This window comes from Steroidobacter flavus, from assembly GCF_042651805.1.
GTDB classification, from domain to species: Bacteria; Pseudomonadota; Gammaproteobacteria; order Steroidobacterales; family Steroidobacteraceae; genus Steroidobacter; species Steroidobacter flavus.
Window position 1 is genome coordinate 30,204 of sequence record NZ_JBHSDU010000014.1, and the last position, 20,734, is coordinate 50,937.

The 20,734-nt window shown below is 61.5% G+C and carries 17 protein-coding genes; 3 read left to right on the top strand and 14 right to left on the bottom strand.

Translation table 11 applies throughout. From position 1 onward, the window contains the following. Positions 1-25: 25 nt before the first annotated feature. A complete protein-coding gene (locus ACFPN2_RS22965) occupies positions 26-178 on the bottom strand; it encodes a hypothetical protein (protein ID WP_380600961.1) in 153 nt (50 codons plus the stop codon). 32 nt (positions 179-210) lie between these two features. Here ACFPN2_RS22965 and ACFPN2_RS22970 point away from each other — a divergent pair, with 32 nt between their 5' ends. Further along, the gene (locus tag ACFPN2_RS22970; RefSeq protein ID WP_380600963.1) at positions 211-1,491 is read left to right on the top strand and encodes a spinster family MFS transporter; all 1,281 of its coding nucleotides are present in this window, start codon (positions 211-213) and stop codon (positions 1,489-1,491) included. Positions 1,492-1,554: 63 nt separating this feature from the next. Then, the gene (locus tag ACFPN2_RS22975; protein ID WP_380600965.1) at positions 1,555-2,436 is read left to right on the top strand and encodes a bifunctional 5,10-methylenetetrahydrofolate dehydrogenase/5,10-methenyltetrahydrofolate cyclohydrolase; all 882 of its coding nucleotides are present in this window, start codon (positions 1,555-1,557) and stop codon (positions 2,434-2,436) included. Here the strand turns inward: ACFPN2_RS22975 and ACFPN2_RS22980 are convergent. The 5 genes from ACFPN2_RS22980 to ACFPN2_RS23000 all read right to left on the bottom strand — a co-directional run bounded on the left by ACFPN2_RS22980 (position 2,430) and on the right by ACFPN2_RS23000 (position 8,587). Beyond that, the gene (locus ACFPN2_RS22980) at positions 2,430-4,055 is read right to left on the bottom strand and encodes a gamma-glutamyltransferase (protein ID WP_380600967.1); all 1,626 of its coding nucleotides are present in this window, start codon (positions 4,053-4,055) and stop codon (positions 2,430-2,432) included. The two genes, ACFPN2_RS22975 and ACFPN2_RS22980, sit on opposite strands and share 7 nt — an antisense overlap. 121 nt (positions 4,056-4,176) lie before the next feature. Next, entirely contained in the window at positions 4,177-4,323 is a 147-nt protein-coding gene (locus ACFPN2_RS22985) for a hypothetical protein (RefSeq protein ID WP_380600968.1), read from the bottom strand. 71 nt (positions 4,324-4,394) lie between these two features. After that, the gene (locus ACFPN2_RS22990) at positions 4,395-4,970 is read right to left on the bottom strand and encodes an RNA polymerase sigma factor (protein ID WP_380600970.1); all 576 of its coding nucleotides are present in this window, start codon (positions 4,968-4,970) and stop codon (positions 4,395-4,397) included. 30 nt (positions 4,971-5,000) lie between these two features. Then, positions 5,001-6,356 carry a sodium-dependent transporter gene (locus tag ACFPN2_RS22995; protein ID WP_380600972.1) on the bottom strand — a complete coding sequence of 452 codons (1,356 nt, stop codon included), beginning with the start codon at positions 6,354-6,356 and terminating at the stop codon, positions 5,001-5,003. 29 nt (positions 6,357-6,385) lie between these two features. Beyond that, positions 6,386-8,587, bottom strand: coding sequence for a TonB-dependent receptor (locus ACFPN2_RS23000; protein ID WP_380600973.1), 2,202 nt, complete (start codon positions 8,585-8,587; stop codon positions 6,386-6,388). Between the two features lie 231 nt (positions 8,588-8,818). Here ACFPN2_RS23000 and ACFPN2_RS23005 point away from each other — a divergent pair, with 231 nt between their 5' ends. Next, on the top strand, positions 8,819-9,895 hold the full coding sequence (locus tag ACFPN2_RS23005; protein ID WP_380600975.1) for a helix-turn-helix transcriptional regulator: 1,077 nt from the start codon (positions 8,819-8,821) through the stop codon (positions 9,893-9,895). On the opposite strand, the gene ACFPN2_RS23010 is transcribed toward ACFPN2_RS23005, so the two are convergent. From ACFPN2_RS23010 to ACFPN2_RS23045, 8 genes are all read right to left on the bottom strand, one after another. Beyond that, positions 9,813-11,255 (bottom strand): sensor histidine kinase, encoded by a 1,443-nt coding sequence (locus ACFPN2_RS23010; RefSeq protein ID WP_380600977.1) that lies wholly within the window; start codon positions 11,253-11,255, stop codon positions 9,813-9,815. The genes ACFPN2_RS23005 and ACFPN2_RS23010 overlap by 83 nt on opposite strands. A gap of 10 nt (positions 11,256-11,265) precedes the next feature. After that, complete coding sequence (locus ACFPN2_RS23015; protein ID WP_380600979.1) at positions 11,266-11,931, bottom strand: response regulator transcription factor; 666 nt, start codon at positions 11,929-11,931, stop codon at positions 11,266-11,268. Positions 11,932-11,952: 21 nt separating this feature from the next. Next, complete coding sequence (locus ACFPN2_RS23020) at positions 11,953-14,370, bottom strand: TonB-dependent receptor (RefSeq protein ID WP_380600981.1); 2,418 nt, start codon at positions 14,368-14,370, stop codon at positions 11,953-11,955. Positions 14,371-14,460: 90 nt separating this feature from the next. After that, a complete protein-coding gene (locus ACFPN2_RS23025) occupies positions 14,461-15,378 on the bottom strand; it encodes a sulfite exporter TauE/SafE family protein (protein WP_380600982.1) in 918 nt (305 codons plus the stop codon). Then, the gene (locus tag ACFPN2_RS23030) at positions 15,375-16,799 is read right to left on the bottom strand and encodes an aldehyde dehydrogenase family protein (RefSeq protein ID WP_380600984.1); all 1,425 of its coding nucleotides are present in this window, start codon (positions 16,797-16,799) and stop codon (positions 15,375-15,377) included. The genes ACFPN2_RS23025 and ACFPN2_RS23030 overlap by 4 nt, the downstream gene beginning before the upstream one ends. 21 nt (positions 16,800-16,820) lie before the next feature. Further along, on the bottom strand, positions 16,821-18,104 hold the full coding sequence (locus ACFPN2_RS23035) for an MFS transporter (protein ID WP_380600985.1): 1,284 nt from the start codon (positions 18,102-18,104) through the stop codon (positions 16,821-16,823). 19 nt (positions 18,105-18,123) lie between these two features. Then, the gene (locus ACFPN2_RS23040) at positions 18,124-19,104 is read right to left on the bottom strand and encodes a dipeptidase (RefSeq protein ID WP_380600987.1); all 981 of its coding nucleotides are present in this window, start codon (positions 19,102-19,104) and stop codon (positions 18,124-18,126) included. A 131-nt stretch (positions 19,105-19,235) separates the two neighbouring features. Next, positions 19,236-20,717 (bottom strand): serine hydrolase domain-containing protein, encoded by a 1,482-nt coding sequence (locus ACFPN2_RS23045; protein WP_380600989.1) that lies wholly within the window; start codon positions 20,715-20,717, stop codon positions 19,236-19,238. Positions 20,718-20,734 lie beyond the last annotated feature (17 nt).

A 20,734-nucleotide genomic window follows, 5' to 3' on the forward strand; every position in this document is an offset into this window, starting at 1 on the left:
CCAGCTCTGCTTTGGCCATTCGCACTCAAGACGCAGGACGGCCCGCGCTCCACAACGCAATCGGATCGTGCGCGACCGGCAGCGCCCGCTCCATGCAGATCGTCAGGAAGTTGATGCGATCTGTCAGCTTCAGGCGCGACTGTGGGTCGGCGTCGGAGGCGCGTCTGTAGATTTCCAAGCTCGCCACCTCTTTAGTACCGTCAACGTCACGTGAAGACCACACCCGCCTCGCATCCATCGCACTTATATCGACCGGCACGGCAATGGTCATTTCTCGCGGTTCTCTTCCTCGTCTCCACTTCGAATTACGTCGATCGCAACATCATCTCGGTGCTGCTCGAACCCATCAAAGCGGAATTCGGTGTTTCAGACACTTTGCTGGGATTGCTCACCGGCATCTCATTCGCAGTGTTCTATGCAACGCTCGGTATCCCGGTGGCACGCTGGGCAGATCGCGGCAACCGCAAAACCATCATCACGCTGTCTCTGACGATTTGGAGCGTGATGACCGCGCTGTGCGGGCTCGCGCAATCCTTTTGGCAACTCGCATTGGCACGAGTGGGCGTAGGCGCCGGTGAAGCGGGTGCGCTTCCTCCCGCACAATCTCTCATTGCCGACTACTTCGGCCCGACGCGATGCGGGCGGGCGCTGTCGATCTTCATGTCGTCCTCCATGTGCGGGTATTTGCTTGGCTTCGTAGCCGGCGCGCACATTGCAACGACGTATGGCTGGCGTACGGCATTCCTGATCGTGGGCCTGCCAGGCCTGGCACTGGCGGTGCTCGTTCACGTGGTTCTGCACGAGCCCAGGACCCTGCCGCAGTTCCAGCCGCTCCCCGGTTCACAGGAACCCATTCACGCGACATTCCGGGCGCTGCTTGCCAAACGCGCCTTTGTCTATTTGGTGATCGCGATGGTGATCTACTTTCTGATCGCCTATGGCGCGATCGTCTTCCTGCCTTCCTATATGGTCCGCGTGCTGAAGGTACCGCTCGCCGAAGTCGGCACCGCCTACGGTTTGGTCTCCGCCGTATCGTCGATCCTTGGCAGCCTGCTCGGTGGCTTTCTCGTCGATCGGCTGTCTAAACGCGATCTTGCCTGGCTGGGCTGGTTGCCCGCGGCCGGACTGCTACTGTGCTGGCCGCTCTACGAAGCCATGCTGCTCGCGCCCACCTTCGCAATGGCGCTGATGTTTGCCGGACTCGCCGGCCTGGCGCTCAACGCCGCCGTGCCAGCAATGTTCACATGTATTCACGTGATCTGCGGTTCGGCACGGCGCGCCGTTGCCGTGGCCGTGGTGTTCTTCTTTGCCAATCTCATCGGGCTGGGTCTCGGTCCGGTAGTCGCCGGCGCGCTGAGCGACGCCTTCAGCGCCCTCCACGGACCGGTCGGAATCCGGTATGCGCTGCTGCTCGTCATGACGATGCTGCTGCCCTGTGCCTGGTTGTTGGTGATGACCGGCAAGCACGTGGTCGCAGCCGTGGAGGACTGACAGCGCAGCGCTGAGTCTATACACTTGTGTATGTAATTTTCGAGACCGCCCGAGAGGACCGCGTTGAGCGCCAGAATCATCGATGGAGTCGGACACGCTAGACGGCTGCGAGCGGATTTATCCACGGACATTGCTGAATTCCTGGCACGCACGGGCGTCCAGCCAAAACTCACAGTCATTCTGGTCGGAACCGACGCCGCGTCGCGGCTGTACGTCGCGAACAAGGCGAGAGCCTGTCGCGACGTCGGCATGCAATCCGTGACCATCGAGCTGCCCGCGTCGTGTACGCTGCCGGAGCTGCTCTCCGTCATCGACGCGGCCAATGAGGACACTACCGTTCACGGTATCCTCGTGCAGTTGCCCCTGCCTGCGCATCTGCCGGTGCGCGCTGTCCTGGAGCGCATCTCAGTTGCAAAAGACGTCGATGGCTTCCACATGTATAACGTCGGCGGCCTGGTCGTGGGCTCGACCGTCTTCTCGCCGTGCACGCCATTCGGCGTCCAGAAATTGCTGGAAGCCGAACAGATCCCCATCGCCGGCCAGAATGTCGTGGTGGTCGGCGCCAGTAACATCGTCGGCAAGCCAACCGCGTTGATGCTGATGCAAAAAGACGCCACCGTTTGCATCTGCCACGCGAAAACGCGCGACCTCGCGCAATTCACAATAGCGGCCGATATTCTGGTGGTTGCCGCGGGCCGGCCCAATCTCATCCTTGCGCCGATGGTGAAGACCGGCGCGGTAGTGATCGATGTCGGCATCAACCGCCTGCCCGACGGACGCATCGTCGGCGATGTAGATTTCGAATCGGTGCGCCTCAAAGCCTCGCACATCACGCCCGTCCCCGGCGGCGTCGGGCCGATGACCATCACCATGCTCCTACACAATACTTTGGTGGCTGCCCGCGCCTCAGTCGATGAGGCGCAGGGTACCAAGGCTCCTCAATAGCCGACAGCGCGGCCGCCAACCGCAAGCTCGCGAATGGCACCACCGTGCAGTTCGCCGGTCTTCTGGTCGACTTGAATGCCGAGCCAATAGCCACGCAGCGAGTCGTTCTCCACCAGTTTCTGGCCCAGCTCGCCAACACGTTCGATGAATGCGGGCGAGAAATCTTTCGCGCCAATGGCCAGCGGCGGCGTGGTCTCACCGGGCGCGCCAAGCACGAACATACCGAGACTGGGCTCGTTGATGGCCTGTTGCGGCGTCATGCCGAAGTCGATCACATTGACGAGCGCACCGAGGGTGCGCAGGTGCAGGCCCGCACCGATCGAGCTGAAGCCCATGAATGGCTTGCCGTTGCGGACGATCAAGCCAGGGTTGCTGGGATCGGGCAGACGCGAGCCGGGCTTTATCTTTGCGATGTCATCGCGTTGGAATGAGGCGGAGTCGGGAATCGAGACACCCTCGACATTGATGCCCGAAGCCCCCCAGCTAACCGCATTGATGGAGTGGCACACCGTGGCAATGTTCCCCCAGCGATCGATCGCGATGATCGCGTCGGAGTGCACGGGCATTTTCGCCATCGCTGGCACCATCGGCATCTTGCCGGCGCGCATCAGCTCCCAGATCTTCGCCGCCGACTGCTTGGTGACGCGCGCCTCGAGCGCGCGGTCCAAACCTAGAGGCTCGAACGTCTCCGGCTTCGAATAAGAGAACATCAGCGCCGGCTTCGCGATCTGCGCCAGCGTAAACATTGCTTCGGGGGACTGCGAGTACCGCCCGAGCTTACTCAGCTGCGAGACTTCCGCCAGGTTCATCGCTTCGATCAAGTCGACGCCGCCGCTGGCGGGCAGACCATGCACGTAGATGTCGAACCCGTGATAAGCGGTGTGCAGCGGCTGTGCCCAGATGACACGGTAATTCGCTAGATCGTCCAGCGTCATGCGCCCGCCGTCGCGCTGGAGCGCGGCGATCAACTTCTTCGCCCAGGGGCCTTTGTACATGTAGTCCGCGCCCTGCTCCGCCACCTGGCGCAGCGTCCCTGCCAACGCCGGCTGCTTGAATGTTTCACCCGGCTGGTAGGCGCTGCCGTCGGGCTTGGTATAGACCGCCTTGGTCTCGGGCAACCGGCCGAGCACGTCCTTACGATAGGCATACTGGGCCGTCAATCCACGGCTCCACTCGAAACCCTGCTCGGCGCAACGGATGGCGGGTTCGAAGATTTTGGTTCGTGGCAACTTGCCGAAGCGCTCGTGCGCCGCTTCGATACCTGCCATGAAGCCGGGGACCAGCGCCGTCCTCCCACTGGGCGTGTACGTGTCGGTGGCAGTCAGGTTGTTGATCAGCTTCGCCAGATCGACACCCGGCATGTTGAGCGGATCCGTTTCGGCGGCGACAGTGTTATAGCCCGCATTGAGGTTGTAGGTCGTTCCGGTCGAGGCATCGAAATAGACCATGGTCATGATGCCGGCGTAGCTCACCCACGAGCCCGCCGCCATGCAGACTTGCGTAAGCGCGGTCGCCAGAGCAGCGTCGGCAGCGCTGCCGCCGGCCTTCAGAATCTCGACGCCGCCTTCGATCGCCGTCGATCCGGTCGTGCCGGTGACCATGCCGTTTCTTACTGGCACGGGCTGCTGTACTCCAGACTGCTGCGACTCATTGACTTCAGCACCAAATGCGAGTGTACAAGCGAGACTCAAGCTCGCTGCCGTTAGCATGCGCTTGCTCATGGATTGACCTTCCCCTGCTTCAGAATTTGCGACTGACCACGGCACCGAAGGTGCGCGGCTCGAGCGGCATCACCAGAAACTCCGACGCCGACGCAGCGACGAAGCCGTTGTAACTGATGTTCGTACAATCGAAGCTGTCGAATACGTTGCGGACCAACGCCGACACCTTCCACTCACCGAAATGTAGTGGGTTCGAGGCAAAGACGCGCCGCGATTGCCGACCCACAACGAATCGGCTCAACGCTCGCCGTATTCGACCCCTGCGTTACGCAGCGCCGCGGTCGCCTGACTCACGTGCTTTTCCACCATGCTGACCGAAATTCCCATCTGCGCGGCGATCCTCGCATGCGACCAGGCTTCCACTCGATACAACAAAAATGCCTGCCGCGTGCTCGGCCGTAACTTGGTCATCGTCTCGGTGGCAATGCTCAGCATTTGCAGTGACTGCACGACGCTCGATGGTTCGCTCTGGCCCATGTCGGAGAGTTGCACTTCGGCGGCCGGCACCGATTGACGCATCATCCGGGTATACGTGCGCCGACTCCGGTCTTTGACGAGATTGCAGGCCATCTTGAATGCAAACGCTTTGAAGCAGCGGATCTCGGTACGAACTCCCATGCGCCACAGGCGCAGAAAGATCTCTTGCACCAAATCCTCGGCGTCATCCAGGGAGCGCGTCTGCTGCGTCAGGAACGCACGCAGCGGCGCATCCAGTCCCTGGAACACGTCGTTCATTCTCTGGCTGGCGACATCATCGACACAACCTGTGTCCGCGTGTCGCAGCTTGCGCATGCTCTCGACTGCTACTGCCATAGTCTTCCGTACATCATTTTCTAGATTTGATCAGAGCGCAGCGATCAGCACCGTGGCGATGGCAAACGGGCACACGAATTTGAGCAGCAGGCGACAGCACGTTTGCACCGCCGCCGTGTCGGCGGATTGCTCCTGAATCAACGAGAACGGCAACCGCCACCCGACGAACACGCAACTGAGCAGTGCGCCGACGGGCAGCAGAATGTTGGAAGAAACGAAATCGATCACATCGAAGACGGTCTTGTTCTGAAGGTAAGCCGTCCAAGCAAGCGGATGCCAGTCCTTCCACACGTTGAATGACAGGACGCTGCCCAGTCCGAGCCCCCAGACGATCGCAACCGTGAAAAATACGGCGGTCGGACGCGACAGGCCGCGACGTTGCTGAAACCAGGCAACCATGGGCTCTAAGCCTCCGATGGTCGGGGTGAGCGCGGCGAGAACCAACAGAATGAAGAACAGCGTCCCAACCCAACGCCCCGCTGGCATTTCAACGAACGCGGTCGGAAGCACGTTGAAGACGAGGTCCGGGCCTTGCGCGGGATTCAATCCGTACTGAAACACCAAAGGAAACACCATTGCCGTGGCAAGCACCGACACGACGACAATGGCTGTGCTGATCAATAGAGCGGATCGCACTAGAGAGACATTGTTCGGCACATACGCGCCATAGGCCAGCATGATTGCCATGCCTACCCCAGTCGCATAGAAAGCCTGACCAATCGCCGCGAGCACGAGATCCGCCGACAGCTTGCTCAAATCGGGTCGGAACGCGAACGCGAGACCGTGTGGATCGCCGATCGCTAGCGCATAGCCAACCAATACCAGCAAAAGAATCAGCAACCCGGGAGCGCGAACCTTATTGGCGATCTCGATGCCGCGGCTCAAGCCGCGCGCCGAGACCCATCCTACGATTCCGAGAAATACGATGTGCCACAAACCCACTTGCCATGGGCTTGCGAGGAAGCCTGCGAAATGATCGGCGACCGCAGCCCTGGAGAGTCCCATGATCTGGCCGGAGGCACATTTCCATGCGTATGCGATCACCCAACCCGCAACCACGGTGTAGTTCGAGATGATGAGCACGCAAGCGATCGTGCCCAGCACCCCAATCCAGTTCCATGATCGCGAGTACCCGAACGCCGCCGCGACGTGCCCCGCCGCCTCCGGAGGGCTCTGTCTCGATCGGCGCCCGATGACGAACTCCGCGACCAGCAGCGGCGTTGCTATTGCCAGGCAGGCAAGGATGAATACCAGCAGAAATGTGCTGCCGCCGTAGGTTCCCGCCAGATAAGGAAATCGCCAGATGCTGCCGAGGCCGACCGCCGCGCCCACTGCCGCAAGATTGAAGGCGCCCCATGAAGACCAACGTCCGTTCGCGGAACTCATCGAATTCTTTACTGACACATCATGCTCGCTCAGAAATCCACCGAGAGCGTCAGCGCATAACTGCGCGGCTGAATGAGGATCGCGGACGATGGCACCAGCTGTCCGGCAAAGATTTTGTCGGTCGAGAACGAGGCGAGCCCGTCCTCATTGGTGACGTTGTCCACGCGTAGCGCGAACCGCCACGGACCATGTTCGAGACCGGTACGCAGGTCGAGGGTAGTGTAATCAGGCAACCTGACACTTGGGTTCAGCTCTGCGTTCGAGAATGACGAAGGGCGCTCGCCGGTGTACTTCGCGGAGGCTCCCGCAGTAGCCGTCCAATTCGCAGCCAGCGGAACACGATAGTCCAACATCAAGGCGCCGCCCCATTCCGGTGACAGCGGGAACGGATCGCCTGCAGCGGCCCCGAGCGACGCCGACGACTCAGCGTCGATGCTCACGACCTCGGTATCGTTGTAGCCGAAACTCATCGCGACCGTGAGATTGTCGATAGGCACTGCGCGTGCTTCGAGCTCGAGGCCATTCACTTCGCCCTTGCCGCCGTTGCCCTGGAACACGAAACCGCCGCGCAGCGTGTTGAGCTGAATGTCATCCCAGACAATGTGATAAACGGAAGCGCTGAATCCGACGCGTCTGTCGGGCAACGAACCTTTGACACCAACCTCGTAGTTCCAAACCGTATCGGCCTCAAACGGCCGCGCATCAGGAAACAAAGAATTGGTCTGCGGGCCGCCGGGGCGGTAACCACTCGCGGCGCGAACGAACGTACTCAGCACCGGCGTCACGCGCCAACGTAGCGTAGCTAAGTATGTCGTCGCATCGTCATCAAACTCGAAGCGGCTGGTCGGCACGAGTGAGTCAACCAAGAGGCCAGAGCGAGTCGCAGCCACGTCTTGATCGTTTTTTGCGTAACGCGCACCGAGAGTGAGATCGACCCCATCCGTGAAATAGTAGGTAATGTTCGCGAACGCAGCCCGCTCCGTGTAGTCAGAGCGTGTGATTGTGCTCAGCAGGTTGCCGAACGGTTCCGGCAGCGTGGCTCCCGTAACTCGATCCTCGGCGGTCATCGCAACTGGATAAGTGTTCCGTTCGTCGGTGTAGAACAAGCCCGCGAGGAACGCGAACGCCCCGATCCGTTCGGAGGCGTAACGGATTTCGACCGTGCCCTTCTCCATCTGCGGCGACGGATCTCCCTTCAATCCAGTGCCGACGGGCAGCACGGAGGCGAACGTGGAACCATAGATCTGCGTGTAGTCGGCCAATAGCCGGGTCTCATACTGGCCGTAAGCCAGCGTCGAGGTGAGCACGCCAGGGCCCAAGTTCCAGTCAAGCGTCGCCGACAGTGCCTGATATTCCGCCTCGTAAGTAGGATCGAAATAGTTGGAGAACTTCCGTGGTCCGAACGCGGGTTGCAGCGTATCGGTCACATTGTCCTGATAGGAGAACCCATCCGCTTCGATCTTCTGATAGAACCCGGTGAACAGCAGCTGGACATCCTCGCTGACTGCACTCAATAGACTGAGCCGCCCACCGTACACGGTTGCCTCGTTGACATCCTCGCTGCCGGTGCCGACGTTGCTGACGAAGCCGGGGTCCTGTCTATAAAAACCGGATAGACGCAGGCCGATCCGATCCTGACTGAGCGGCACATTCAGCGACGCGCGCATGCCGTAGCCCGTGCCACCGCCATCGACCGCCGAGCCCGTCATGGACGCGGCCCCGCCTGACTTCGCGAGATCAGGTCGCCTGCTAAGGATGCGGATCAAACCGCCGAGGCTGCTCGCTCCGTACAGAGTTCCCTGGGGCCCTTTCAGCACCTCAACACTCTCGATATCGGCCAAATCGGGGTCAGGAGTGATCACTGAGCCGACGGATAGCGCACCGGAAGCGGTAAAGGGAACGTCGTCCAGATAGAAACCAACGGTGTTGGTCGTCTGTTGCGGGCCCGAGTTCAGCCCACGAATCATCACGGTGCCGGCACCAGGCGCTCCGTTGCTACGCTGATCGAGGCCGGGTACCAGATCCGCGAAATCTTTGAAGCCGCTGGCGCCGAGCATCTCCAGCGTTGAGCCGCTCAAGGTATCCATGGCCGCCGGCACATCGATCGAGCGTTCTTCGCGCTTACTGGCGGTGACCAGCACCTCTTCCAACCCGGTCGGGTCTTGAGCAGCAACCGATTCTGCACCCAAAGCGATCGCGATGGTCAACGAGGATGCAATTGCGCCGTTCATGCTGATCTTCCTGCTTGAGCCGCGAGCGACATTGCACACCCATATGTCCGAAGAGAATCATTGAAAGCGAACGACTTCCGATCTGCTCCGACGTCATTGTTCCGACGTGGAAGATCGGCAGTGGCCTATGCAGATCGTCCGTACGATCATGCAGTTCGTCAGACTTGCACCCGCCCCCGGCAACACGGTTTACTCCACGGCGTGGCAAGAACCAGACAACAAGAGCCCACCGTGGCGGCTCCCGAACCGCTGAACGTTGTGGATCTTCGAGCGCTCTGCGATGCGCCAGCTCACAACGTTCACGAGCTTTCTCGATCGTTGTTGGAAGGGCACCGCGCCCTTCCGCAAGGAAGCGCCGTCGAACTGGCAGCAGGCCTGCTGGAGATCAAGTACGACTCGGAAGCGATGCAAGGCCGCCAATGGATGTGCAGGCCGCAACGGGATCTGTGCGTGATGGTCTCGGCGCTCACGCGAGCCCCCGCCATGAACTATTCGATCGCAGGCGATTCCCTGATGGTCGTGCAATTCCGATTGAGCGGCGACGCCATCCACGGTGAACAGGTCGATGAGAGCACGGCTTCCGCCATGGTCTCCTACTTTCCGGCTGGCTCTCGCATGCCATGGCGGATTTCCCGCGCGAGTTCCTGGCACACCATCGCAGTCTTCGGCACCCTGGAGGCACTCGAACAGCGATGGGGACTGGGCCTTGCGATGGCCCAGGCGCTGGATCACACACCATCGACGCTGGAACAATGCACTCAGATCGTTCGCAAGCCTTGGATCGTCACGCAGGGCGTGACGGAGCTTCTGCGAGATCTCCTCTCCTTCCGTTTCACTGGCGCGGTAGGACGCGCTTATACCGAAGCACGCGCTCAACAGCTGCTGTGCGAGGTGGTAGCGGGTCTCAGCGATACCTATCGCCGCCGCCCTTTGCCGACCCGGACGCGACGGCTGCTCCAACGCGTCCGCACTCTCATCGCCGACAATCCAGAACAGCCGCACACTTTGCAATCGCTATCGCGATCGCTCGGCTTGAATCGCACCCTGTTGGCAGAAGCCTTCCATACGGAGTTCGGCGAAACGGTTTTTGCATTTCTACAGAGCGAAAGACTGCGACAAGCGTGGACACTGCTGGAACATGCCGAGCGAGTGGCCTCCGTCGCCGCGCGAGTCGGCTATCGTGACGCCGCGAGTTTCACCCGCGCTTTCAAAGCTCACTACGGCATCACTCCAAGTCACGTCGGTCGGCGGCCGGGTCGAATGCCCTCGCGTCGGCCCCGCCACGGATCGCCGCCGCGTTCTCCCTGATCCATATCTTCGGTTCGGGAAACTCCATCACGAAACGCGCCCCGCGGGCCGCATTCGTGTCGAGCGACAGGCGTCCACCTTGCCGCTCCATGATGCACTTCGCGATTGCGAGCCCCAAGCCCGCGCCGGCGCCCGAGGCATTGGGACCGCGACGGAACCGCTCGAACAGGGATGCAATGGCAGGCGCATCGAGTCCAGGCCCATCATCGGCAATGATCACAGTGGCAGAGTCAGCGGACAGCGTGATCGACGTGCCTGCGGGCGTGTACTGAATCGCGTTCTCGATCAGGTTGCGAAAGACCAGGCGCGTCAGTGTTGCATTCCCGTGCGCAGGCACGGCAGCGTCGGGCGTCGTGGCGGTTACATAGTGTTCTGATTCGAGCGCAACTGGCGCCAGCTCCCGAGCCACTTCCAGCGCAACGGCGTGAGCGTCGAACGCGGCAAACTGGAACTGTTCCTGCGAATCGAGGCGCGCAAGACAGAGCAGTTGCTCGACAAGCCGCGCGAGCTGTTCGATTTCGAACGCAACATCGCCCAGCTCCTGCGCCGAAAAGCGGGACTCGAGCCGTGCTCGCAACGTTGCAAGCGGGGTGCGCAGCTCATGCGCGGCGTTGGCGGTAAATTCTCTCTGCACGCGATAGTCCGCTTCGAGCCGATCGAGCGAGGCGTTGACTGCCTGAACCAGCGGAACGAGCTCGCGAGGAAGGTTTTTGGCATGCAACCGCTCATCTAAACGGAATAGCGACAACATCGAGGCCTGATGCGAGACGGCGCGCAATGAGCGAAGCGATGACAGCACCGTCACGACCACGACGCTGACCACGGCGATCAGCAGCAGGGCTATCGGCCAATACAGCTCGTCCAACGCGCCGAGCATGAGCTCGGCGACCAGACTCTCAGCATCTTCGAGATTCCGCACCACACGCAACCAGTGTGGGCCGTGACGATCATCGAGATAGAGCGCGGCAGCCATGATGCTGTTGCCCGACGACGCATCCGTTTCCCGCTGCAGGACGACCTGCCCACCGCCTTGCGCGACCGGCAATGGCAGATAAGGCGCAGAGAACCCGCCTGACTGCAGCACCGTGCCGTCTGCACTCAGCAACTGATAACCGTTCAATGCATCCGGTTGGGCGTAGAACTCTTGCAGGGACCGTGGCAGCTCGAGATGCGGTGGGCCCGTTCCCGACACGATCGACGCACGCAGGTCCTGAACTTGGTTGGAAATGCTCTGGCCCTCCAGACCCATGAGCCCGTCGCGAAATTCGAAGTACAACACCAGATAGCTGCCGACCAGCGCCAGCAGGACCACGATGGTCAGTCGAACGACGAGTGCTCGAAGCAGGGATGGGGCACGCATCGAGCTGCGATCAGGAGGCAAGATAGCCCAGGCCGCGCAAAGTCCGGAGCGACACATCAGCGCCCGCGGCCGCGAGCTTCTTGCGCAATCTGTGCACTTGAGTCTCCACCGAATTCGCGGTGCGCTCCTGCTCGAAATCGTACAGGCATTCGGCAAGCCGTTCCTTCGAGATGACACGTCCCTGATTACGCAGTAGCGCTTCGAGCACGATCAGCTCCGAGCGTGTCAAATCGAGCGGCGTCTCGGCGACGGTGGCGATGCGTGCGGACGTATCGAGCTTCACGCTGCCGAGCGTCAGCGTGCGGCCCAATGCCGCGCCCGGACGACGCAACAACGCACGCAGCCGAGCGATGAGCTCCTGCATGGCGAAGGGTTTGACGAGATAGTCGTCCGCGCCGCCATCCAAACCGCGCACGCGATCCTCGATCGCACCTAACGCGGTGAGGATCAGCACGGGTGTCGTATCGCCTCGGTCACGCATTTCCTTCAGCGCGCTGAGGCCGGAGCCGTCCGGAAGCATGAGATCGAGCACGGCGGCATCGTAGTCGGCCGCTCGCCAGACCCGCAGCCCCTCGGACGCCGAGGCTGCTGTATCGACGGCGAAGCCTTGCGCCCGCAGGCTCTCCGCGACGGCCTGACAGAGACGCTGGTTATCTTCGACGATGAGCAGTCTCAATGGGCAATCTCTGTGATCGGTTCATTCGCCTGGCGTCCAGGAGTATTCGAACCTGAGTCCGATCGTAGGCAGCGGCTCGTCGAGTCCTTCGATGATGTTGACGCCGCGACGTTCGTCCCATTCATAACCGTTCGCGTTCTCGCGACCGTAGACGTTCAGGATGTCCAGATACGCAACCAGGCTCAGCGGGCCGAAGCGGCGCTGGTAGTCCGCGCGCAGACTCAGCGAATGATAGGCAGGCAGACGCTCGGCGTTGGTGCGCGTCAGCTCCTTCGAGTAGCGCACCGGGCCTGCGCCGCCCAACACGTCGCCGTGCACGACGAACGCATCGGTGGGCCGGCCCGAAGCATATTTCCATTTCGCCGAGAATGTCCATCGATCGCTCGGCTGCCAGGCGCCGACAATACCGAACGCATGCGGTCGATCCCAATCCGACGCATATTCCCCTTCGCCGAGCTTGTCATCGCGGCGGGCGCGCGAGTATGAGTAGGTCGCCGAAGCGCTCCAGCCTCGGCTCATGCGCTTGGCAAGCATCAAATCCACGCCGGACGCGGAACCCTCGCCGCTGTTCGTCGCGGTGTTCGTGGTCCGATCGTCGAACACGATCAGATCGTCGAGCTGCTGATAGTACCCTTCGGCCGAAAAACGCAGGTCCTCGCGCAGGTGCCGGGAATAACCCAGCGTCAACTGCGTGGAGCGCTCGCTCTTCAGATCGAGATTGGATGGATCGGCCGCGATATCGAGATAGCGCGGTGTTTGATAATACACGCCACCTCCGGTCCACACTCGGGTGACCGCATCGGGTTGCCAACTCAATAGCAGGCGCGGGGCGACGACGGACTTTCCGGAAAACCCGTCGCGCTCGTAGCGCATCCCGGGTGTCCATGTGAAATCGCCGATGGTCCAGGCGTAGTCGGCATACGCGGCAATCTGCGTCTCCGCTGCGCTCAATCTCGAGTTGTATTCCTCGGGCGTCAGCACGATGTACTGTTGCGTCGGGTCGGCGCGAAAGTCCGACTGCTCGTATACATATCGTGTCCAGTCGCCGGAGAGACGACGGTCGAAATCGAGATCCACGCGAGCGACCCGCGCGCCGGCGGAGAAGATTCCATCCGAGCCGAGCAACGTGCTGAAGTCGCTGCGCCAGCCGATCTCCGTTTCACGCTCCTTGATGCGCAGAATGTTCTCGCGGACCGGCGTCGTCGCAGGTGTCGGGTTGGGGCCCGCGAGATCCGGATATGCCTCGCCCTCCGTGCCTGTCGTATCGCTGTTGCGGTAATAGAACGTATTGCGCAACTGTGCGACGTCACCGGGAGACCAGCGCCACGTCACGCCAAGCAATGTGCTGTCCTGCTTCGAGTCCTCGAGCCCCACGTCCTCGAAGTTTTCGGACGCGAGCGCATTCTCGACCGTGCGCTTGGAATCCTCGCTGGCGTGAATCGCCAGCAGTTCCAGACGATGATCGTCATTCAGGTCGGTGACGGACTTCGCGATGAAATCGGTCAGGCGCTGCGTGCCGATGTCCTTCTCATCGATCGCTTCGAACAAGTTGCTGAAATCGAACGAGCGCGCCGATAGCAGCAAGCTGGTGTTATCGGCCACGTAGCTCGGCCCGTCGTAGTCTGCCTCGATGCCGATGATGTCGACGCGTGCGCCCGCCGTGGAGCTCACGGGATTGCCGTCCGCGATCTCCAGCTCCAGCAACGAACCGTTCTTGCCGCCCTCGGCCGCCCGCCAGCCGCCCGGAGAAAACTTGGCGCTGCCGATGATGTTCGGCGCGAAGATCGAGTATCGTCCGCCGCCGTCGACGGCTTCCTGCTCGCCGAGCGACTCATCGAAATGCGCCACCTTATCGAAAGGAATGCCATCGATCAGGATCAGGTTGTCCCGCGGCCCGTTGCCGCGCACGGTGAAGCTCGAGAACTCACCCGTCGAAACGACGCCCGGCAGAACGTCCAGCGCACGGAACACGTCGCCTGCGCTGCCGGGATTACGTCGTATCTCTTCCCGCTCCAGCAGCACGGTGTTCGGCGTCGCTCGCGGATCCCCAGCTGTCGCACGCGCCGCGACAACCACTTCGGCAAGCACCTCATCGCTCCCGCGCACCAGCGCGAATTCGACGGCGGCCGCTCTGCGAAGCACGACCCGTACATCCGCCTGCACGGCTTTCAGGTAGCCCTGCTCTTCCACCTCGACCGAATACACACCTTCCGGCACGTGATCGAACGAAAACTCTCCGGCGGTATCGGCTTCAACCGTGCCGTGAACGCGCTGATTGCGCACGAGGTGTACAGTCGCTGTCGGTACTGCCCGGCCAGTCACCGAATCCACGATGCGTCCGCGAACGGCGCCCGCCGCCCCCTCTTGCGCCTGGGCATCCGCCGGAAGCGAGACAGATACATACATGAGAGCGGCAAGCGGCAAGAATCGATTCAGCATTGGCTGGTTCCTCGAACGGTTGATCGTCATCGGAAGCCAAGCTAGCAATCGAGTCTGTCGCGAAACTTGCAGCCGGCGCGGAAGTTGCCGCTACAAAGAAGGCGTGCTGGAGACCATACGATCCTTCTGCATTCGCGCCGAATACAGCATGACCATGGCGGTATAGGCCACGACCACAGCCACGAGCCACCGCAGCCAGCCGATCGGAAGGGACTTGACGATGAACGCGGCGATCAACACGCCGGGGATCCCGCCGATGGCGAGCCCCAGCGCAGCACGCGGGTCATACCGCCCCGCGCGGATGAAACGCACTCCACCGATGGGCATCAAGAAGGCGCACGAGCCCATCATGATGGGAAAGGCCGCCAGCGGATTCATTCCGAGAAGACTGATCGACACAAGACACGGCGCATACAGTCCCACTCCCAGCGTCATCAGAGCGCCCAGAAAGAAATTTACTACTATTGCCGCAGCCAACTGAGTGCCAGTGAGTCCGAGCGCGTCACCTCCACCGGGGAGCCAACCCAAATTGGTTGCGACGAAGACGAGCGCCGCGACGAACAGCGCCGCGCCCATGCCCGCCTGAATCAGCCTCTGTGGCAAACGCGCGACGACGTCCGCTCCGATCCACGCCCCCATGACGGCGGCAACAATCATGCTAATAAGCGTCGCCGGATCGAGCTTGACGACGCCGATAAAGATCGATGCCTGCACCAGAGTCGGGAGCGCGTGTCCAGTGTTCAGAGTCCCCGGAATCTGCTCGTCCGGCATGCGAGCGCAGAGCTTGAATATTGAGGTGGTCGGTGCGAACGAGCCGATCCCGAGCGTGTCGAAGAAATTCGTGACGAACCCGAGCAGCGTGTCGCCCGGGCGTAGCTTGCGTGTGGCCGGGACAGGCCGTCTGCGTTCAGTAGACCACCAGCGCCATGCATACCACACCGCAGTAAGCGAGAGCGCTCCGATCAATACATACGTCGCGATTGTCGTTTGTTGCAACAGTGCCGTCATTCCTCGCAGCCCAACACTGCCTTGACCTCGAGAAACTCGTTGAAGCCGTACTCGCCCCATTCCCGGCCATTGCCACTCTTCTTATATCCGCCGAACGGCGCCAGCAGATCCCCCCCAGCACCATTGATCGACACGCGGCCCGCACGCAGTTCCGCAGCTACCGCACCAACCCTCGCCATGTCGGCGCCCCATATGTAAGCGGCCAAGCCATATTCGGTGTCATTGCCAATTTCGATCGCCTCATCGACTGAGCTGTAACTGATGATGGAAAGAACCGGACCGAATATCTCCTCCCGGGCGATCCTCATGTCGTTCTTCACGTGCGCGAAGATCGTGGGCTTGACGTAGCAACCCGCATCCAATCCTTCCGGACGACCCAAGCCGCCCGTGACTAGAGCGGCTCCTTCTTCGATCCCGCTGGCAATCAGCTCCTGAATTTTCTGCCAGTGTGCCGGCGAGACCACCGGCCCCATGTCCGCACCGCTGCGCGGATCGCCCACCCGTATGGCCTCGGCGACTCTTTTTGCTATCGCAGTCACCTCGTCCAATTTCTCGGCGGGCACCAGCATCCGACTCGCCGCATTACATGACTGGCCGGAATTTCCCATCACGTGCTTGACTCCCGCCGTGACTGCCTTCTCGAGATCGGCATCGTCGAGAATGATGTTCGGCGATTTTCCGCCCAGCTCCTGCGCAACCCGTTTCACGCCGGGCGCCGCGGCCTTCGCCACCTCCACCCCTGCCCGCGTCGAGCCGGTGAATGAAACCATGTCCACTCCCGGATGGGAGGCGATGGCGGCGCCAACGGTAGCGCCCGCGCCGTTGACGAGATTGAAAACACCCGCAGGAATCCGCGCTGCGTGGAGGATTTCGGCAAACAGGCAGGCCGAGAAAGGCGCAACTTCAGAGGGCTTGAGCACGATCGTGCAGCCGGTTGCGAGCGCTGGAGCGACCTTGCAGGCGATCTGGTTCATGGGCCAGTTCCACGGAGTGATCAGCCCACAAACTCCGATCGGCTCTTTGACGATCCGCGTGGTTCCGCGCGTCTGCTCAAAAGTGAAATTCCTCAGCACGGCGAGACCTGCCTCCAGATGCGCCAGGCCACTGCGCGCTTGCGCCTGTCGGGCCAGGGATATCGGCGCGCCCATCTCTTCGGTGATCGCGTCTGCCAGCTCATCGTGACGGCGGCGATATTCCTCGATGACCCGCTCGAAAGCTTCGATGCGCTCGGCGCGGCTGGTCCTGGACCAGCTGACGAACGCGCGGCGGGCGGCCTGCACCGCGCGGTCGACGTCTGCAGCCGACCCCATGGAAATCCGACCCGCGACGTTCCCGTTGGCGGGGTTGATCACGTCCAATGTTTCGGGGCGTGCGGGCTCGACCCAACCACCGTCTATATAGAACCCAAGATACTCACGCATGTCGCCCCTTTGTTCCATTACTTATCTCTTGACTGAAACAGTCCGATTGTCGCCGGTGGCGCAAAACAATCGTCGTTGACAGGGCGCGGTCTCGGGCATGGCGCGCATGGCGATCAAGCCCACGATCACGCCGCCAATCATGTACCACGCCGGTGTCAGCGGGTTTCCAGTGAGGCGAGTGAGCCACGCAACGGTGAACTGCGCGGATCCGCCGAAGATCGAAACGGCTAGTGCGTAGATTAATCCCAGCGCGCCCGACCGCACCCGTTGCGGCAATGCTTCAGCGATGACGACGAAAAACACGGAGGTGGAAAGCGTCGATGCAGTCGCGAGCACGGCACAGGCTGCATAGAGCGCCACAGCGGTCCGCTCGCGCTCGAGCATCTCGAAGCACGGAAACACCAGCATCGCCAGGAATAGCCAGGGGATGAGCATCACCCGCTTGCGCCCATATCGGTCGGAGAGCGAGCCGGCCAATGGAGCGCATATCACGCCACATAATCCAACGACCACCGTTGCACCGAACGCGAGGCGGGAAGTCATCCCGAGTGTCGAGTTAGCGTAAGTGGTCATGTATTTCAGCAAGTAGTTTGTCGTGGTTGCCGCAGCCACGAGACAGACTCCGGCCACCGCTACGCGCGCGTAGCTTTGCACCGGCGCAGATTCCAGAGAAACGCCATCCAGTTGCAATGTTTCATCGAGCGTCCGACGTAACATCAGTCCGACTGGAATGATCACCGCACCGAGGAGTAACGCAACCCGCCATCCCCATGCATCGAGCTCCGCCGGCTCTAGCACGCTCGCGAGCGCGACGCCGATAATTCCAGCTGTGAGCGCAGACATGTCCGCGCTCATGGCCTGGAACGACGCATACAAGCCGCGACGCGAAGCCGGAGCCGCCTCCACCAGGAATGCGGTACTCGCGCCTACTTCGCCGCCGACCGCGAAGCCCTGCACCAGACGACACGCGAGGACCAGAATCGGTGCAACGATGCCGATGGACGCATAAGAAGGGATCAATGGCAGCGCGATCGACGCGCCACCCATCAGCGCGAACGACAGGAGCATCGCCGGCTTGCGGCCGGCCCGGTCGGCGAATCTGCCGAGCAACAACGCGCCGAGCGGTCGCGTGAAGAATCCCATGCCAAACGTCGCGAGCGATGCCAGCAAGCTCACGCCGGGTGTCTCAGAGGGGAAGAAGGTTCTTCCGATCTGCGCGGCGAAATAGGCATACGTCACGAAATCGTAGAACTCGATCGCATTGCCGAGACAGACACCGGCGACCTGGCGGTTCGAAATCCGCACTTGGGTTCGATCCACGGTATCAGGCACCCCACACCGCCTCATAGACGCGCAACCAGTTCTCACCCAGCACCTTGCGCACATCCGCGGTGGACCACCCTCGTTGCAGCAGGCCCTGCGCGACGTTGGGTAATTCGTCGATGCTCTCGAATCCCTTGACGTAGAACCAGGGTGTTTCCTGGCTGTAAGCTTCCGGCGCCATGATCAGCTGATCGGCGGCAGACAGGCGTCCCGAATCATTGCGGCCGCTCAGGAAATCCGGACCCAGGCCGATGTGATCCGTACCCACCAGCCGCTTGAGATAATCATATTGATCGAGATGCCGATCCAGGCTTGCCTGCGGTGTGCGCATCACCTGCGTGTCGCTCGCTTTCCTCACGTGAAAGTCGCTGAACGCCGTCACGCCGACGACGCCGCCGGTCCTGGCGATTGCTTCGAGCATTCGGTCGGTGGAGCAACGTGGATTGTCGTTCAGCGCCCGCACATTGGTATGGCTGCAGATGACGGGGACGCCGGCTGAGATCGCGATAGCATCGAAGGATGTTTGCTCGTTCGTGTGCCCGCCGACGTCCAACACGATATGCGATCGGTGGATCTCCTCGACCAGACGGTGGCCGGCGCGCGTCAGGCCGACCTGAGGGTCGAGACACCCTCCTCCGAACTGATTCGCGACGTTGTAGGCGATCCCACAGATCCGCAGGCCCAACTCGTGATACGCACGCAGATTTCCGAGCTCAGGCTCACCGGCGACGATCAATCCGTCCGCGGATTGCCAACCTGACACGAGCGAAATGATGCCTTGACGGTGAAACTCCCGGATGTCACGCACGCAGCCCGCTGGAGCGATCCGCGTTTTATGTTCGTCGCAGAAGCTCAGCAGCGAAGCGAAGCTGGCGAAATCGTCTCCAACACTGCGGTGCCAGCAGCTCACTCCACCCGCTCTGAGAAGATCGAGGTACTCCGCGCTGAGGCTCGAAGGATCGAGCCCGTCGACTACAAGCACATCGCCTTCTGGCGTGCTCGGTCGTGCGGCGTCTCCTGCCCAGAGCGTTGAAGTCGGGCCTGCCACGCCGATTGAGAGCGCGCCACGAATAAACTCACGCCGGTTCGTTCCGATCATAGGCGTTCGCGGCCCTACTGGCTTCGAGCCAGCAGCCGATCGCCACTAGCGAGAAACCGCATTTGCCCGCGGGCGTCAGGCCGGACGAAACGGATTGCCACCTCCGAACCGGTCGCTGTCGTTCCTTCGAACGTATCGTTGCCGACCGGATAGAGCGCCGCCGCCGGCCTTTGCTGATTCGAATTATCGAACGTGCTCAATTTGTCCGCGGTGCGCAGAGCGAGGCCGCCTTCACGGACAGTGACGATGTAACGATCCGCATTGTTTTCGTAGGTCCCTTCGTAAGGCCTGGGGTCGACTTGCTCCTTCAGGCGAGGCGGCCTGGAATGTTTGATGCCGGTCCAGGATTCGAGAATCGGATCGAGGAATGCCGACTTCAGCGCCTCACCCTTGTCGCAGTTGGTCAGCAGAGCCAGGGCACGGCCGCTGGCAGGATGAGCGTACAACTGCGAGCGCACGCCCGGCCCGCCGCCGCCATGGCCGAGCACGCCGCCTTCCGAGATCATCCATCCCAGTCCGACCTTCAAGATCGAAGTGCCGATGGATACAAATTCAGCGGTTGGTTCCATCATGCGTCTGGACGAAGCGTCCGAGAGAATTCGGGTGCCGTTCACACCTACTCCGCCATTGATCATCGCGCGAGCGAACATCACCAGATCCGCGGCCGTGGTCATTTGCGTCGAACCGGCTGGTGCAAAGCTCGGAGCGAGAAACGGCCGCGTCGTTTGCACGAGCTTTCCCGTTGTGACGTCCGTCAAGTCGCCGATGCTTGCGCGAAAGCGTGGCACCTCCAGAGGATCCACGAGGGCGTGATGCATGCCGAGCGGCTCATAAATGCGAGTCTTCACCAGCGTGTACCAGCTCTTGCCGCGCAACCTCTCGGTCATATGACCTGCGATGACGGTTGCGAGATTGCAGTAGGACGTCGCTTCTCCCGGCGCATACAACTGCCCCAGATCAGCGCAACGGTTGACCGCATCGACGATGCGCTCCTGGTCCGGTCCGTATTCCGGTAGCCACTCGCCATCGATACCGCTGGTGTGGTTCACCAGCATCCCGCAGGTCATTCGCCGCAACGCCTGCATGTCGCGCAGGCGAAGCTCGGGGAGATGCTTCAGCACCGGATCGGCAAGTGCGATGATGCTGTCGTCCACCAACTGCATCATCAATGCAGCGTTCATCACTTTGGTGATGGAGCCGACGTGCATCACGGTGTCGACGGTCACCGGGTCCCGAGTCACGCTGTTGCGAAGACCGGAGACAGCAGTGTGAAGTGTTCCGCCATCCCAATAGGCAAACGAGGCTCCGGTGATCCCGGTAGCGAGGCGCGCCGCATCGAGCCGCCGCGCATAGTCATTCGTCGCGTCGTGCGCCGAAACTTTTGGGCGATCCGTGGGCTCGAGCCGTGAGTCAGTGGCGGATACTGCCTGGCCAAAGGGCAATGCAGCTGCCGTGGCACCCACCGTGCGCAGCAGAAAGTCGCGACGACTGGACATGAACTATCCCCCGGACC

Excerpts from the sequence above, each read along its gene's own strand:
- ACFPN2_RS23000 (WP_380600973.1), bottom strand. The coding sequence starts at position 8,587 with ATGAACGGCGCAATTGCATCCTCGTTGACCATCGCGATCGCTTTGGGT.
- ACFPN2_RS23025 (WP_380600982.1), bottom strand. The coding sequence starts at position 15,378 with ATGACGGCACTGTTGCAACAAACGACAATCGCGACGTATGTATTGATC.
- ACFPN2_RS23020 (WP_380600981.1), bottom strand. The coding sequence starts at position 14,370 with ATGCTGAATCGATTCTTGCCGCTTGCCGCTCTCATGTATGTATCTGTC.
- ACFPN2_RS23030 (WP_380600984.1), bottom strand. The coding sequence starts at position 16,799 with ATGCGTGAGTATCTTGGGTTCTATATAGACGGTGGTTGGGTCGAGCCC.
- ACFPN2_RS23045 (WP_380600989.1), bottom strand. The coding sequence starts at position 20,717 with ATGTCCAGTCGTCGCGACTTTCTGCTGCGCACGGTGGGTGCCACGGCA.
- ACFPN2_RS23010 (WP_380600977.1), bottom strand. The coding sequence starts at position 11,255 with ATGCGTGCCCCATCCCTGCTTCGAGCACTCGTCGTTCGACTGACCATC.
- ACFPN2_RS22995 (WP_380600972.1), bottom strand. The coding sequence starts at position 6,356 with ATGAGTTCCGCGAACGGACGTTGGTCTTCATGGGGCGCCTTCAATCTT.
- ACFPN2_RS22990 (WP_380600970.1), bottom strand. The coding sequence starts at position 4,970 with ATGGCAGTAGCAGTCGAGAGCATGCGCAAGCTGCGACACGCGGACACA.